Source organism: Bradyrhizobium sp. HKCCYLR20261 (assembly GCF_051168435.1).
GTDB lineage: Bacteria > Pseudomonadota > Alphaproteobacteria > Rhizobiales > Xanthobacteraceae > Bradyrhizobium.
Map to the genome: position 1 here is coordinate 713,790 of NZ_JBNPUZ010000002.1, position 14,134 is coordinate 727,923.

14 protein-coding genes are annotated in these 14,134 nt (G+C 65.7%); 8 read left to right on the plus strand and 6 right to left on the minus strand.

Translation table 11 applies throughout. The features are described 5' to 3' along the window. Positions 1 to 3: 3 nt before the first annotated feature. Both ACQR1L_RS06920 and ACQR1L_RS06925 read right to left on the minus strand, forming a co-directional pair. Entirely contained in the window at positions 4 to 1,047 is a 1,044-nt protein-coding gene (locus tag ACQR1L_RS06920) for a Rieske 2Fe-2S domain-containing protein (protein ID WP_434857173.1), read from the minus strand. A gap of 371 nt (positions 1,048 to 1,418) precedes the next feature. Beyond that, positions 1,419 to 2,027, minus strand: coding sequence for a nuclear transport factor 2 family protein (locus ACQR1L_RS06925; protein ID WP_434857174.1), 609 nt, complete (start codon positions 2,025 to 2,027; stop codon positions 1,419 to 1,421). Positions 2,028 to 3,276: 1,249 nt separating this feature from the next. On the opposite strand from ACQR1L_RS06925, the gene ACQR1L_RS06930 reads away from it, so the two are divergent. Then, positions 3,277 to 3,756, plus strand: coding sequence for a VOC family protein (locus ACQR1L_RS06930; RefSeq protein WP_434857175.1), 480 nt, complete (start codon positions 3,277 to 3,279; stop codon positions 3,754 to 3,756). 35 nt (positions 3,757 to 3,791) lie between these two features. Here ACQR1L_RS06930 and ACQR1L_RS06935 read toward each other — a convergent pair whose 3' ends face one another. Both ACQR1L_RS06935 and ACQR1L_RS06940 read right to left on the minus strand, forming a co-directional pair. Next, positions 3,792 to 4,511, minus strand: coding sequence for a class I SAM-dependent methyltransferase (locus tag ACQR1L_RS06935; protein ID WP_434857176.1), 720 nt, complete (start codon positions 4,509 to 4,511; stop codon positions 3,792 to 3,794). Between the two features lie 139 nt (positions 4,512 to 4,650). Further along, positions 4,651 to 5,805: a PcfJ domain-containing protein gene (locus tag ACQR1L_RS06940; RefSeq protein WP_434857177.1), complete on the minus strand. Its 1,155-nt coding sequence runs from the start codon at positions 5,803 to 5,805 to the stop codon at positions 4,651 to 4,653. Positions 5,806 to 6,060: 255 nt separating this feature from the next. Here ACQR1L_RS06940 and ACQR1L_RS06945 point away from each other — a divergent pair, with 255 nt between their 5' ends. From ACQR1L_RS06945 to ACQR1L_RS06970, 6 genes are all read left to right on the plus strand, one after another. Continuing rightward, the gene (locus ACQR1L_RS06945; protein WP_434857178.1) at positions 6,061 to 7,023 is read left to right on the plus strand and encodes a PDR/VanB family oxidoreductase; all 963 of its coding nucleotides are present in this window, start codon (positions 6,061 to 6,063) and stop codon (positions 7,021 to 7,023) included. A gap of 5 nt (positions 7,024 to 7,028) precedes the next feature. Further along, positions 7,029 to 7,232 carry a hypothetical protein gene (locus tag ACQR1L_RS06950; protein WP_434857179.1) on the plus strand — a complete coding sequence of 68 codons (204 nt, stop codon included), beginning with the start codon at positions 7,029 to 7,031 and terminating at the stop codon, positions 7,230 to 7,232. A gap of 267 nt (positions 7,233 to 7,499) precedes the next feature. Next, positions 7,500 to 9,143, plus strand: coding sequence for a SagB/ThcOx family dehydrogenase (locus ACQR1L_RS06955; RefSeq protein WP_434857180.1), 1,644 nt, complete (start codon positions 7,500 to 7,502; stop codon positions 9,141 to 9,143). A 24-nt stretch (positions 9,144 to 9,167) separates the two neighbouring features. After that, positions 9,168 to 9,974, plus strand: coding sequence for an ankyrin repeat domain-containing protein (locus tag ACQR1L_RS06960; protein WP_434857181.1), 807 nt, complete (start codon positions 9,168 to 9,170; stop codon positions 9,972 to 9,974). Beyond that, positions 9,971 to 10,288: a hypothetical protein gene (locus ACQR1L_RS06965; RefSeq protein ID WP_434857182.1), complete on the plus strand. Its 318-nt coding sequence runs from the start codon at positions 9,971 to 9,973 to the stop codon at positions 10,286 to 10,288. Before ACQR1L_RS06960 ends, ACQR1L_RS06965 begins: the two co-directional genes overlap by 4 nt. Positions 10,289 to 10,305: 17 nt before the next feature. Next, entirely contained in the window at positions 10,306 to 10,545 is a 240-nt protein-coding gene (locus tag ACQR1L_RS06970) for a hypothetical protein (protein WP_172114072.1), read from the plus strand. A 347-nt stretch (positions 10,546 to 10,892) separates the two neighbouring features. Here ACQR1L_RS06970 and ACQR1L_RS06975 read toward each other — a convergent pair whose 3' ends face one another. Further along, positions 10,893 to 11,342, minus strand: a complete 450-nt coding sequence (locus ACQR1L_RS06975) for a Rieske (2Fe-2S) protein (protein ID WP_434857183.1) — start codon at positions 11,340 to 11,342, stop codon at positions 10,893 to 10,895. Positions 11,343 to 11,535: 193 nt separating this feature from the next. On the opposite strand from ACQR1L_RS06975, the gene ACQR1L_RS06980 reads away from it, so the two are divergent. Next, complete coding sequence (locus ACQR1L_RS06980) at positions 11,536 to 12,177, plus strand: glutathione S-transferase family protein (RefSeq protein ID WP_434857260.1); 642 nt, start codon at positions 11,536 to 11,538, stop codon at positions 12,175 to 12,177. A gap of 226 nt (positions 12,178 to 12,403) precedes the next feature. On the opposite strand, the gene ACQR1L_RS06985 is transcribed toward ACQR1L_RS06980, so the two are convergent. Then, positions 12,404 to 14,122 carry an ATP-binding protein gene (locus ACQR1L_RS06985; RefSeq protein ID WP_434857184.1) on the minus strand — a complete coding sequence of 573 codons (1,719 nt, stop codon included), beginning with the start codon at positions 14,120 to 14,122 and terminating at the stop codon, positions 12,404 to 12,406. Positions 14,123 to 14,134 lie beyond the last annotated feature (12 nt).

Sequence of the window (14,134 nt, forward strand, 5' to 3'; positions counted from 1 at the left end):
CAACTACTCCGCGGCTTGGCGCAGCGGTGTCTCACGCGCGATCATCCGATCGATGATCCGCCGTGCCCACATCGCCCCTGCATCGATGTTGAGATTGTAGAACACGCGTCCCGGGTTCTCGTCCATCGCGCGCTGCTGTGCTTCGAGGATGAACTCGTCCTCGCGGAAGATGCCCGACACGCCTTCGCGGATCTCGGTCGTCAGCCGCTGCTCGGAGAGCTTGTAGTTACGGGCGAAGGCCCAGAAATAGTGGCAGGTCTTGTCGGTCTCCGGCGTGATGGTGTTGAGCACCATGCCGTTGACGCCCTGCGAGCGGTCGCCCTCGGGCGCGCCGGTGCCGGTCGGCGCGACGCCGACGTCGATCGTCACCGTGCACGGCGCCTCGAAACGGATGATCTGCCAGCGATCGACCAGGCCGGGCTTGCCGAGCTGCTTGGCCCAGAACGGTGGCGGCTCGATGCCGCGCATCCAGCGCGTCACGGTCGCGGTGCGCTCGCCATGGGTGACGTCGAAAGGGGCCTCCGCCACGGCGTCGTTGCCGATCGACGAGCCGTGCACGAAGGTCTCGTGCGTCAGGTCCATCAGGTTGTCGACCACCAGACGATAGTCGCATTTGACCTGGATGGTCTTGCCGTCGCCGGCCCATGCCGGATCGTGATTCCAGTGCATGTCGGGAATGTCAGCGGGATCGGCGAGCGCCGGATCGCCCATCCACAGCCAGACGAAACGGTGGCGCTCGACCGCGGGATAGGCGCGCACGCAGGCGGAAGGATTGATCGTCTCCTGCGACGGCATGAAGGTGCAGCGGCCCTGCGGACTGAACTTGAGGCCGTGATAACCGCAGACGACGGTGTCGCCTTCGAGCCGTCCCTTGGAGAGCGGCACCAGGCGGTGCCAGCAGGCATCTTCGAGCGCGGCGATCGCGCCGTCCGCCTTGCGGTACATCACCACATGCTTGCCGCAGATGGTGCGGGGCAGCAGGGCCTGCTTGACCTCGGCGTCCCAGGCCGCGGCGTACCAGGCGTTCATCGGAAATGAAGCAGCCATCGCGTTTCCTCGTGTCGGTATACTTCCAACTCGATTGCTGTATACAACATCAAGGTCGGAGAACGCAAGTTCCTTAGCTTTTCGAGGGCGGGCGGCCACTTCTGTATACATTACCTCTTTTAGAAGGTGGGTCGCGACGGCAGGTTCCATCGGCAATGTATCGGGATATTCCTTTCTGATTCAATTATATCACCGATGGTTTCGAACGCGTGCAGCGACAGGCGATCGGACCCTTTCGAACTCACCGCCCCACAGTTCTCGTATTGCTCGTCTTGGTAACGGAACACGTGCTTCGCCGGATCAGACTGCGACGACCAGCCTGCGATGGCGGATTTTGCGCTCGCAGGCGTCGCTGATGCCGGGTTCAACGATCACAGCGGCTCGCCCCGCAGCCACGCCGCGCCGCGCGCGTAGAGCGCCTCCACCTCCGGCCCCTTCAGTCCCGGCATGTCGCGCTTGACGGTGTAGCCGATGCGCGTCTGCAGATAGGCGAGATGGCGGTAGCCGACCGGAAACTGCTCCAGCAGTGCGCGATCGAGCGCGGGCACGGCGCCGGGCGTAACCGGGTCCATGCGGTCCTTCTCGTAGATCGGCTGGCGCAGCACGATGCCCCATCTGTCCTGCCGCTTCTCGAGGAAGTCGTAGAAGCGCCCGGTGCAGAGCACGTCGCACGCGACGCCCTCGACCTCGGCACGCTGCGAGATCGTCATCTTGGTCTGTGAAATCGCTCTATTACCTGCGAGGTCGACCGAGATGCTGCCGAGGAAGTGCAGGATGTTGACGCCCTTGGCCCAGGCCGCCTTGCTGATCTCGATGAATTCGTCGCCGGTGCCCTGCGTCCACGTCGCCATCATCCGCCCGTCCGGATGCCACACGGTGCGAAAGCGCTCCCAATCGCCGGCATCGCGCCAGATCGCCCAGTTCTGCAGCAGCTCGCGGATCTGGCGGTCGTCCTCGATCTCGGCAGCGGTCTTGGTCATGGTGTTTCCTCTTTGCATTGTCCGTGCTGGATACGGGATCGCGATGGCGCTGCAAAGCCGCGGCTGATCATGGCTGTTAGGATCATGCCACATATTCGGTGTCGTCCCGGGCAAGCTCGACAACGCGACAGCGTTGGCGGGCGCTGACCCGGGACCCATACGCCGTGACGGGTGTGGCTGGGTCGGATGGAGCGGCCATCGTGCCTCACAGTCCTCCCTGTGGTTATGGGTCCCGGATCGGCGCGCGCTTGCCGGACAACGCTGCGCGTTGCCGGAGCGCGCTTGTCCGGGACGACAGCGGAGCGGGTGGTTGGCGGCTGCAACAACTCATAAGACACGTCATGAAACACGCGACATCGCCATCCCGCGGCACGGCGTGCCCGAGTGATGCATCGGTCAGGTCCCTCCTCAATCACGAGAGGGCGCGGAGAAGGCCGGACCTCGGCTGAGGCCCGTGGCCCGCCTGCTCAAAAAAATGCAGGCGGCAGGTACCACGAGTACAGCCGGACAGACCCGGCCTTCCCCGCGCGATTGGTTTTAACGGTGTCCTTCGTGCTCTCCCTGGGGATCGGCTTTGTTGCCCCCATCGCCCGCGCGTGCCGTCAAGCAACGACCACGGACTTGACCTCAGCGTCGAGAGGCCAGGACCACACGACTTCGCCGTCCGCGCCGGCCATGCTCGTCTGGCACGACCGTCACGTCCATCGCAGCCCACCTCAACGTTCGTGACGACGCGTACGTCCCTCTGCTCGAGGCGGGTTGAAGGGATAAGAACATGAATTCTGAAAAATCGCAATATATTTTTATTTCAGAGAATAAGCTAGCCACCCCGTCAGTCGATCCGGCGTGACACGCCCTGTCCTTCAAGTTCTCACAGGCGGCCTGTCGGCGTTCCAACATCAGACCGGCAACCGGCCAGCATTGTTGGCGGTGTCGTCCGGCGTCGCCAGGCAGCGCCAGGCGACGGGGAGTCTGCAATGACATCGCCGCCCCCGTCGTTCCGGTGCGCGAGCCGCCAATATTGCGGCAGCAAGGGTCGTGCCGCTGTACGCATGTGGAGCGCGACGACGAAACCGCCCGCTGCGACCCACGAAAAAAAATTCGTCGACGAGCGATCATGATGTCGGATTGTCATGGCCAGCGTCGTCCTCGGACCAGCCGGATCGAGACGAACTGGCGTGATCATGTCCAAACGGCCGTCGAATGCGGATGCAATGACGGCTCGTATGCGCAATGGAAGGAAGCTCCGATGGCCAAGCACAAGAATCTGATCTGTCTGTGGTTCGACAAGGATGCCGAAGCCGCAGCGCGCTTCTACGCCGAGGTGTTTCCCGACAGCCGCGTGACCGGCGTGCACCGGGCGCCGGGCGACTATCCCTCCGGCAAGGCCGGCGACGTGCTGACGGTGGAATTCACCGTGTGCGGCATCCCCTGCCTCGGCCTCAACGGCGGCCCGGCCTTTCCGCAAAGCGAGGCGTTCTCGTTCCAGATCGCCACCGACGACCAAGCCGAGACCGACCGCTATTGGAATGCGATCGTCGGCAATGGCGGCCAGGAAAGCCATTGCGGCTGGTGCAAGGACAAATGGGGCCTATCCTGGCAGATCACCCCGCGGGTGCTCACCGATGCCATGGCCGAAGGCGGCGAGGTCGCCAAGCGGGTGTTCGCCGCGATGATGCCGATGCACAAGATCGACGTCGCCGCGATCGAGGCGGCACGGCGCGGTTGACGTGCGCAAGGCGGAGCGCCGGTGGCGTTCCGCCGTCATGACCGCAGGCAACGCAGATGCAGGAACAGCGGCACGCGCAGCCAGCGCCGGCTGCTGTCGCGGGTGATGATCGCCTCAGGCGTCGACGCCTCGCGCAGTGCTTCGATCAGGAAGCCGGCCTGTTCCAATGCCGCAAAGTAGCTCTGCAGCGGACGATGCGCGCTATGGAAGATCATGCTGAATCCGTCGCGCTCGATGGGGTCGCTGTAGGTGAAGGCGTCGAGATAGCTACCCTGGATGACGAATGGCGCATCCGGGGCAAGGCTTGCGAATTTGCCGGCCGAGCTGAGCGGATGCACGATGGCCATGCATAGCCGACCTCCGGGCCTGAGCACCCGCGCCGCCTCGGCGATCGCAGCCGGCATCGCGTCGACGTCCTGCAGCGACATGAAGGCGACGGCGAGATCGGCGCAGCCATCACCGAGCGGCAGCGCGGCCGCATCGGCTCGCACCACGGCGATCGCGGGATCAGCCGCAAAAGCGGCCGCGATCAGCGTGGGCGAGGCATCGACGCCGATCACCCGGTGCCCTTTGGACGTGAGATGTCGCGACAGCCGGCCCTCTCCGCAGCCGATGTCGAGCGTCAGTGCGCCGGGCGGCGGCAGCAGCGTGTCGAACTGTTCGCGATGATGCCGCCAGAAGCTGTCATGGCCCGGCGCCCTTGCCCACGCCAGCCATGGCTCGGCCTGATCCTCCCACTGCTCGCGCATGGTCATGGCAGTCCCTCCCCGTCCGGCACCTGTGTTCGAGAACCGCGCGTCATAGACCCGCGCGCGAGCGATGTCATGTGACGTTTTCTTTGCAGCGGCTCGGCATCGCTCGACCGGCCTGCGCCGCCCGTAAGGGCGACGCAGCTCATATCTCCGGCAAATGGATGCCGCGTGCCTTGGCCCAGCGCTCCAGGACCTTTCGCTCGTCGGCGTGAGCGACGCGGTTGGCGAAACCGCGCACCTGCACCGCGCGGTGCTGCCGATCGAGCTCGATCGTCAGCAGCCGCTGCGTCTTGCCGGCATGGCGGTGGCGCAGCGACCAGATCGAGGCGTGCCCGGTGATGCACTTGGCCGCGTAGCTCGACACGCAGTGATGCATCGCCCTGGACTCCGCGACGAGATCCTCCGCGCTCCGCAGCTGCGTGATGACGTACTCATCACGCTTCGCGGACGACGGGCTCCACGACCACTCCGCGAGCTGCGCACCCGCCCAATGCGACGGGAGCTGAGCGGCCCGCGCTGTCGGATGCTGGCGCCCCATCTCGATCCGCCGCCGCGCCGCCTCGATGCGCGCGATCACCGCGAGCTCGCGATGCCACGCATTCATCAGGCGGCGCAGCGCCGCGAGCGTCCGCCCCTTGAGGCTGAACTTGCGATCGCGCCGGCGCCGGTGCGCGAAATAGTCGCAGAGATCGTCGATCTCCTCGAGGGTCGTCGGCTGCGCGCAGAAGAACTGCGCGGCCTCGCGCCAGAACGCGATCTCGCCGCGCGGCGTCCGCGCGATCTTCGACCGGGCGATCCGCGACGCCAAAGCGGGATCGTCGGTGTAGGAGCGCGCGATCGCCTGCCAGATCGCCTCGTCGAAGCCGACCTGACCGAGCGGATTGAGGAAGGCGTGAACCTCCTTGCGCGACAGGACGGCCGACGCGCCCGCCTTGTACAGCGAGCCGCCACCGGCGGCCACGATGTACCAGCACTTGCGCAGGTCGCGCTCGTCACGCTCCAGCCCGTCCGCGTCGATCCAGATCTGCTCCAGATGCGCGGCGACCGGATAGCGCGCGAACAGGTGCCGCGCGGCCGCCAGCCGCAGGCGCGCGGGATCGCGCGTCTTCAGCTGCGGCTTCCAAGCTTCAGGAGCGCGAATGATGTCGGCGGAGAAACCGGCTTCGGCCTCGCGGATCGCATTGTGCAGATCCGGCGGCGGGCGCGACGGCCGCGCCACACGGCGCAGCGTCAGCTCATAGGCTTCAACCCGTGCGCGCTCGGCCTCCTGCCGGCGCGCGATCGATGACTTGGCCATGATCGTTCAACATGATGGAGGGACTGTCAGCCGGACGCACTGCGAGCGTCGGCACGGATCGTGTCGCGCACAGTGGGTTTGACATGGCTGATGGCCTCTCGCGTTGAACGCATCTGGAGTTGAAACGGGCGGCGTACATACATCTCATCAGCTGGGAGAGCAAGCGGAAAAGCTGCTTCACTGAGCGAATGCGGCCAATTGGCCTTCTCCTTGCATCGTCTCCTTTTCAGCCGGGTCGCTCCATGGAGTTGTCAGATGTCCGACAGCCTGCACACCGTCGTCGTGGCTAAAAAAGCCATCGAGGCGCACAACATGGCCTCATTCGAGCTCATTCCGGCTGATGATCAGCCGCTGCCGGGGTTCACCCCGGGCAGCCATATCGACGTCACCCTGCCGAACGGACTGACGCGGCAATATTCGCTGCTGAACAGCGCGGCCGAACGCAACCGCTACTGCATCGGCGTGTGGAAGGATGCCAACAGCCGCGGCGGCTCCAAGGCGCTGCATCTCGACATCAACGAGGGCGACAAGCTGCAGGTCAGCCGCCCGCGCAACCGCTTCAAGATCCCGAAGGACACCAAGCGCGCGCTGCTGGTGGCGCGCGGCATCGGCGTGACGCCGATCCTGTCGATCGCCGACACGCTGAAGGCCAAGAACATCCCGTTCGAGCTGCACTACGTGTTCGCGCTGATGTCGCCGGACGCATTCCGCGGCCGGATCGAGGCCTCGGCGTTCGCCGCCGATACCAGATACTACAAGGAAGCGACCGAGAACAATCAGCTGCTGAAAGCCGCCGAGCTGCTGGCCGACCGTCCCGACGACACCCAGCTGTTCATCTGCGGCGTGGACTGGTGGATGGATCCGATCATCGCGCAGGCCAAGCAGAAGGGTTTTGCCGAAGAGCGCATCCATGTCGAGCGCTTCACCGCCAAGGCCGCGGCCGCGCTGCTCGACAAGGTGTTCGACGTCACCATCAAGAGCACCGGCGCGACGTTCAAGATCCCGGGCGACAAGACCGTCACCGCCTTCCTCGAGGAGAACGGCGTCAAGATCGCGACCTCCTGCGAGCAGGGCATGTGCGGCACCTGCAAGACCCGGGTCGTCGAGGGCGAGATCGATCATCGCGACAAGCGGCTGTCGGCGGCGCAGCGCGCGGAAGGCTATTTCCTCCCCTGCGTGTCGCGCGCCAAGGGCGACCGGCTGGTGCTGGATCTGTAGCTGCCGTGACGAGCGAAACCGATCTGTGGCAGACCGCGTGGATCATCGCCGAACAGCACGGCCCGGACGGGCCGGCTTTCGCGAGCCGCATGGCTGATAGTTTCAAGCTCGGCCACAAGATCGACGCGCATCAGGCATGGCTGTCGATCGCCGCCAAGGTCGCGGTGCTGATCGAGGCGAACAACTCGCGCCGCACGCAGCGGCACTGATGTCGAGAAACGGACAGCGCCGGTCGCGCTGTTCGGAATCGGACAACGCTCTCCGCGCTGTCAGTCCGGGAGACGCGCAGCGGCCAGCCCGGCGTCCATATCAAACACCCGCGGTGATGCATTCCTGGCCTGTGCCGGAGGGGCGCATCCGAGGATGAGGCGACAAGACGGCGGCGTGCTCCCGGAACGGATTTTGCTCCGCTCGATCCGGTCACCAAGCGACCGTTCAGGATGCGCGAACGTCGAGCTCGCGCGTTGTGAGGAACCATGTCCGTGTCACCGTCACCCGCAGCGAAGATGCCGGCGGCCGCCGAGATCGCGCTCGCCTATCACGCCCGCACCAAGCATAGCCTGAAGCGCTATGCGGCCGGGCCGGAGACGCTGGACTGGGACGCGCAGCCGAATCCGTTTCGCGAATTCGCAGGCAGCCCGCGGACGGATCTGCCGCTGACGTCGGATCGCCTCACCGCGAGCTTTGCCGCGGCCTGCGAAGGGACGGCGCCGGTGCACGCGCTCACCATCGACGGCGTCGCGCTGCTGCTGGAATTGTCGTTCGGGCTGTCGGCGTGGAAGGAGTACGGCCCCGATCGCTGGGCTCTGCGCTGCAATCCGTCGAGCGGCAATCTGCATCCGACCGAGGCCTATGTGATCGCGGAGCATGTCGCCGGCCTCGGCGACGGGCTCCATCACTATGTCAGCCGCGACCACGTGCTGGAGCAGCGCTGTCGCCGTCGCGTCGCATCGGAGGGGCCGCCGCGGCTCTGGCTCGGTCTGTCCTCGGTCCACCGGCGCGAGGCGTGGAAATATGGCGAGCGCGCCTTCCGGTACTGTCAGCTCGACCTCGGTCACGCACTCGGCGGCATTGGCATTGCGGCCGCTGCGCTCGGCTGGAGCGCACGTGTGATCGATGGCATCGACAGCGCGGCGCTCGCTGCGCTGATGGGCCTCGATCGCGCCGGTGATTTCGCCGGGGTCGAGCCGGAGGATGCCGACGTTCTGGTCGCGATCACGCCTCGCAATGCAGACGGGGCCGCGCATGCGGATCTGCCCCGGCCGTGGACGAACGAGGACATCTGGACGGGAACAGCGAACCGGCTCGATCGCCATCCGCTCTATCGCTGGCCGGTCATTCCCGAGGTCGGCGCGGCCACAGCCGGCATGGCACAGGATGCGATCACGGCGCGCCCGTCCCTGCCACCGCGCGTGCAGCGATCGACGGCCCGCGCGGCCGAGCTCATCCTCGGTCGCCGCAGCGCGCAACGCTTCGATTCCAGGTTCACGATGAGCGCGGATATCTTCTGCCAGTTGCTCGACGCGCTGCTGCCGCGCGCGACGCCGCCCTGGGACGCGTGGCCCTTTGCGCCCCGCCTGCATCCCCTGCTGTTCGTCCATCGCGTCGACGGTCTCGCGCCGGGGCTCTATGCTCTTCCGCGCAACGCGAACACGGAAAGCGATCTGCGGCGGGCGCTGCGTTCTGATTTCGACTGGCGACGCGTCGAGAATGCGCCTGATCATCTGCCGCTGCTCCATCTGCTGCCGACCGACAGCCGCGGCGTGGTCCGCACCTCGAGCTGCCACCAGGCGATCGCCGGCGACAGTTGCTTCACGGTGGCGATGCTGGCCGAGTTCGCACCGCTCGTCAGTGACAATCCCTGGCGCTATCGCCAGCTGCATTGGGAGGCCGGCCTGATCGGCCAGGTGCTGTATCTCGAAGCCGAGGCGGCCGGCCTACGCGGCACCGGCATCGGCTGCTATTTCGACGACTCCGTGCACGAGATGCTCGGCGTCGCCGGCGACCGGTGGCAGACGCTCTATCACTTCACCGTCGGCCGTCCCCTGACCGATGATCGCATCACGACGCTGGCCGCCTATCCGGGCCGCACACGCAACGAAGCGGGAGTCCTGCCGTGAGAGCACTGCCATGAGACGAACAGCATGAGACCGCGCATTCCGTTCCAGCGCATCGACGTCGGCCAGGCGGCCGAGCTGCTGCAGCGTGACGACGTGCTGCGCTTCGACGTCCGCGACCTGGCCTCGTTCAGCACCGCGCACATCGCCGGCGCACAGCATCTCACCCAGCGCAATCTGTCGGAGCTGATCGCCGGCACGACCAGGCGGACGCCGATCCTGATCTATTGCTATCATGGCAACGCCAGCCAGGAATACGCGCAAACCTTCTCCGATTTCGGGTTCACGGAGGTCTACAGCCTCGACGGCGGCTATGAGGCGTGGCGCCAGCGCTTTCCGGCGCGCAGCGGCGCGGCCGACGTCGGTCCGGTGCTGGCGGCGTGGCTCGCCGCCCAGGGCTTTCCCGCTGATGACGTCGACGCTGCGATCGGCAACCGGACGACGCCGCTGATGCGCGCCGCCCATCTCGGCAACGTCACCATCATCCGCGAGCTGCTCGCCGCGGGCGCGGACATCTCGGCCAGGAATGCCGACGGCAACAACGCACTGTGGCTCGCCTGCGTCGGCCGGCATCTCGACGCCATCGATGCGCTGGTCGAGGCCGGCATCGACCTCGACAACCGCAACGACAATGGCGCGACCGCGCTGATGTATGCGTCGTCCTCAGGCAAGGCCGAGGTGGTCGCGCATCTGCTCGCCAAGGGTGCCGACATCGAGAGCGAGACGCTCGACGGCTTCTCCGCGCTCGACATGGCCGCCTCGCTCGAATGCCTCACCTTGCTCCGCGACGCCGCCAAGGCTGCAGCGAGGTCCGCGCGAGAGGTGCGGCCATGACGGTCATCGAGCATGATTTCGGCATGCAGCAGCGCCAGGTCGAACGCCGCTTCCGCTCGCTGCTCAGCCTGGATGCGCTGCACGAGGCCAATGTCCGCGCCAATCCGATCCCCTATCTGGAGCGCGCCAGCGAGCGGATCTATCAGCTCGAAAAAGCGCTGTTCGAGGCGCTGCAGGCAGCGACGACGGCCGCCGATGACGGCGTGGAGACGGTGAGCATCAGCAAGGCTGAGCACCGGCGCCTGCTGCAATGCCGGGCGATCGTCGAGAGCGCCTATGCGCAACTGGTCGCGGACCAGCCTGACACGGAATGAACCTTGGAGAGCGAGATATGAGTGACGGCTTCTTCGTCGACTGGGACGGCAATCTGCGCAGCGCAGCCGATCCCGGCGGCGGCTATCTCTGCGACATCGACACCGTCGCGCGCTATGTCGCGGTGACGACCAAGAACGGCACGCTGGTGCACGAGGCGACGTTCTTCAAGACGCAAGCCGACGTCGAAAAGGCCGGCATCAAGGCCCAGCTGGTGCCGGGCAGTCATCCCTGGGGCAAGAAGGCGGATGGGTTCTGACGGCAAGGAGTGCGTAAGTCGCGGGTAGCGACGTCCTCCTGCCGGACCATGATTCAAGCCGTGCTACCACCACAGGCGACGCTGCGCTCCCTCTCCCCGTCCTTCACGGGGAGAGGGTTGGGGTGAGGGGCAGCGGCACGGGTGGTGTGAGCTACATCCAACGACATCGCATGCGGATGCGCGTGTAAGTTGGAGTCTCAAAAGTAAGTCTGCCCGAGTGGCGGCCCCTCACCCCAACCCTCTCCCCGTAAGAACGGGGAGAGGGAGCGGACCGCCCGCGCTTAGATAGCTTACCTCCCCTACCAACAGGAGAAGAAGTGCTCCTTTGGTTTCGAGGAGCATCCCCCTCAATCCGGATGAATCATGATCTCCATCGTCTCGTCGAGATCGTCGAACGGATCGGGGAAGCTGACATCCTCGACCAGGGCGACGCCGCACAGGCAGATGTCGCCGTCGATCACGGCGAGCGCGATCGGCTCCAGGCTCTGGCCCTCGCAGGCGCCGGCGTTGCAGAGGCCGGTGTCGATCTCGAAGGTCGCGCCGTGCCGGCCGCAGCGGAGCAGGCTGCGGTCGGCGGTGAAGAACTGGCCGCTGCCGATGTTCAGCCATTTGCCCTCGTGCGGGCAGGTGTTGACGTAGCCGACGAAGCCGCCGGACGAGGTGTGGACAATCACGATCGGAAACGGCCGCGCCTCGCCATTGTCGCCGATCCGCGACAGGCTGAACGACTTGGCCTGGCCCTTGCCGATGCTCGCGGTCGGACAGACCACGAAGACTTCCGGCTCACGTTCGGTCATGCGCTGATCTCCCTGAACGCGCGACGGGAGCAGCGGGCCGTGGTGACATCTCCTGTCGCAAACCTGACGGCTCCGGCCCGGATTGGCGGGCCAAGCTGTGTCATTCGCAGAACTGCCCCGAACCTTGCATGAAGCATGCCGTGAGGCGCGATGGCGCCCGGACGATGTCGGCTTGGAGACAATGATGGCCGCGATGAAGTTCTACATGACGCCGGGATCATGCTCGACCGGCATCCACATCATCCTCGAAGAGCTGGAGGAGGTGTTCGAGGCCTACATCGTCAACCTGCCAGCCGGCGACAATTTCAAGGCGGACTATGTCGCGATCAATCCGAAGTCGACGATTCCGGCGCTGGTCCGCAGCGACGGCAGCGTGCTCACCGAGGTCCCCGTGATCGCCTATTGGCTCGGACGCTCGCGTCCGCGCGCCAGGCTGTGGCCAAGCGATCTCGAGACCGAGACACGGCTACTCGAGGCGATGACCTACATCGCCGGCACCGTGCACGGCCACGGTTTCGCCCGCATCTTCGTCACCCCGACCTTCAGCCGCAACGAGGCGGACCAGGAGTCCGTGCGCGCGCTCGGCCGCAACATAGTCGTCAAGGGCTTTGCCATTCTGAGCCGAATGCTCGGCGAGCAGCCCTATCTCGCAGGGGTGTTCTCCGTGGCCGATCCGATCCTGTTCTATGTGGAATTCTGGGCCGACAAGACCGGCATCGCGATGCCCGCCAACCTGCTCGCACACTACCGGCGGATGCTGGCGCGACCGGTGGTGCAGCGGGTGCTGCGCGAGGAAGGCTATAATCCGGCGACGCTGGGCAAGGCCGGCGACTAGGCATGTCCCCGTAGTGCCGTTTGCTTTGAAGCGAACTCTTACCTCTCGTCATTCCGAGGCGCGCAAAGCGCGAACCCGGAATCCATCTCTCCCGTATCACAATAGCCTGTGGTTATGGATTCCGGGCTCGCGCTGCGCGCGCCCCGGAATGACGTGTGGAGATACCTTGGCGCGATCGCTTCGCAATCATGCGTGGATCGAGCCGCTTTAGCACCGTTCCAGCCACCTACTCCGCCGCCTCCGCCATAGGCTCGTGGTCACCGAGATCGATGCCGCGGAAGATGGCGCAGCGGCGGAAGACGTCGATGGTCGGATGCACGCTCTTGTGGTGGCAGTATTTGGCGACGAGTTTCGCCAGGCCCTTGATGTCGCGGCCGGACGCCGCCGGAAACGTCTCGACCAGGAGCTCGATCAGGCCCGCGTCCACCTTCAACCCGAACTGCTCGCACATCACCCGCCAGATCCGGCCGCGCGCATCGGCGTCCGGCGCCTGGAACTTGATCAGCGCGATGCAGCGCGAGACGATCGCTTCGTCGATGTCGTCGATGCGGTTGGTGGTGAGGAACAGCAGGCCGTTGAAATATTCGAGCACGCGCAGGAACACGCCGACGACGGCGTTCATGGTCATGTCGTCCTCGCGGCGCTTGATGTAGACGTCGGCCTCGTCGATCAGCATGACGGCGCCCCAGCGCTGCGCCCGGGTCAGCGCGTCCTTCAGCGCGCCCTCCATCGCCGCGACGTTGAGGCCGAGCTGGCCGGAATGCACGCGATATAAGGGGCGGCCGATGATCTCCGCATAGACCTCCGCCGTCAGCGTCTTGCCGACGCCGGGAGGTCCGGCACACAACACCGTGGTGCCGCCCGACTTGCCGGCGACGATGTCGTCCATCAGCAGGTCCATCTCGGCGGTGAGGATGTCGATCAGGTCGGTCTGCTCCTCCGGCAGCACCAGCTTGTCCTTCAGCTCGGGCTGATAGACGTAGGGCGCCATGTCGTCGGCATGCACCCAGAGATAATGGTGCAGGTCGAGATGGAACATCAGCATGTAGGGATGCACGGGGATCTTGCAGAACACGCCCTGCGGGATCGCCGCCTTCGACTCCTCGACCTCCTGCTCGGCATCGTAGAGATTGCTCTTGGCGGCTTTGCGCAGATACGGACCGAGAATGTCGCCGGTCACTTCCAGCGTCAGCGCGCGCTCGGTCAGGATGCCCTCGTCGTTGACGAGCCGGGCGGTACCGCCGCCCGACGACAGCACGATGACGTCCTTGCGCGACCAGTCCGTATCGCGGTGCGAGGAGTTCGGATCGTCGGCGAAGAAGCCGATGCCGCGGCCGGAGAACTGCGCCCCGTAGCGGCCGCGCCATGCGAAATAGCGTTCCGCGGTCTCGTCATAGGCCGCGATCAGCTCGGGCGTTTCCTTGAGAAAGCCCTTGGCGGCAAAGATCTCGGCGACGGTCCGGCCGACGATGTCGCCGGTGGAGATGCGCAAGGTCGACGTGGTGATCGCGCCCTTGGCGTTGGCCTTGAGCTCGATGAAGACGCGGCCGGCCTCGTCGTTGGACGGCGCGGTGTAGTCGAGCCGGGTCACCACATAAGGCAGCGGCCGGCTGGCGACATTGGCGGTGAACATCCAGCCGCGGATGGCGCCGGAGATCAGATAGCGCACGATCGCCGGAAGCACCTGCTCCAGCTCATGCTCGGAGAAGCGCGTGCCGGACCCGTTGAAGGCGCGCTGCAAGGTCGCGATCTGCGCGGCACGCGCGTGCCACTCGGGCCCCGCCTTCTGATAGCTGTCGCGCAGGACATCGAGCTCGGCGCTCGCGAGCTGGGCGAGGTTGATTTCGACCTTGTCGCCGAAGCGAAGCTGCTCCGTCAGCGAGGCGAGATGCGGAAAGGCCGCGGCCATCGCCTCGATGATGGGACGTTCGATCTGCAGCTTCATCGCGCGTGCCCC

What these genes read in the sequence shown, in the direction of transcription:
- ACQR1L_RS06920 (WP_434857173.1), bottom strand. Translation starts at nt 1,047, where the DNA reads ATGGCTGCTTCATTTCCGATGAACGCCTGGTACGCCGCGGCCTGGGAC.
- ACQR1L_RS06925 (WP_434857174.1), bottom strand. Translation starts at nt 2,027, where the DNA reads ATGACCAAGACCGCTGCCGAGATCGAGGACGACCGCCAGATCCGCGAG.
- ACQR1L_RS06930 (WP_434857175.1), top strand. Translation starts at nt 3,277, where the DNA reads ATGGCCAAGCACAAGAATCTGATCTGTCTGTGGTTCGACAAGGATGCC.
- ACQR1L_RS06935 (WP_434857176.1), bottom strand. Translation starts at nt 4,511, where the DNA reads ATGACCATGCGCGAGCAGTGGGAGGATCAGGCCGAGCCATGGCTGGCG.
- ACQR1L_RS06940 (WP_434857177.1), bottom strand. Translation starts at nt 5,805, where the DNA reads ATGGCCAAGTCATCGATCGCGCGCCGGCAGGAGGCCGAGCGCGCACGG.
- ACQR1L_RS06945 (WP_434857178.1), top strand. Translation starts at nt 6,061, where the DNA reads ATGTCCGACAGCCTGCACACCGTCGTCGTGGCTAAAAAAGCCATCGAG.
- ACQR1L_RS06955 (WP_434857180.1), top strand. Translation starts at nt 7,500, where the DNA reads ATGTCCGTGTCACCGTCACCCGCAGCGAAGATGCCGGCGGCCGCCGAG.
- ACQR1L_RS06960 (WP_434857181.1), top strand. Translation starts at nt 9,168, where the DNA reads ATGAGACCGCGCATTCCGTTCCAGCGCATCGACGTCGGCCAGGCGGCC.
- ACQR1L_RS06965 (WP_434857182.1), top strand. Translation starts at nt 9,971, where the DNA reads ATGACGGTCATCGAGCATGATTTCGGCATGCAGCAGCGCCAGGTCGAA.
- ACQR1L_RS06970 (WP_172114072.1), top strand. Translation starts at nt 10,306, where the DNA reads ATGAGTGACGGCTTCTTCGTCGACTGGGACGGCAATCTGCGCAGCGCA.
- ACQR1L_RS06975 (WP_434857183.1), bottom strand. Translation starts at nt 11,342, where the DNA reads ATGACCGAACGTGAGCCGGAAGTCTTCGTGGTCTGTCCGACCGCGAGC.
- ACQR1L_RS06980 (WP_434857260.1), top strand. Translation starts at nt 11,536, where the DNA reads ATGAAGTTCTACATGACGCCGGGATCATGCTCGACCGGCATCCACATC.
- ACQR1L_RS06985 (WP_434857184.1), bottom strand. Translation starts at nt 14,122, where the DNA reads ATGAAGCTGCAGATCGAACGTCCCATCATCGAGGCGATGGCCGCGGCC.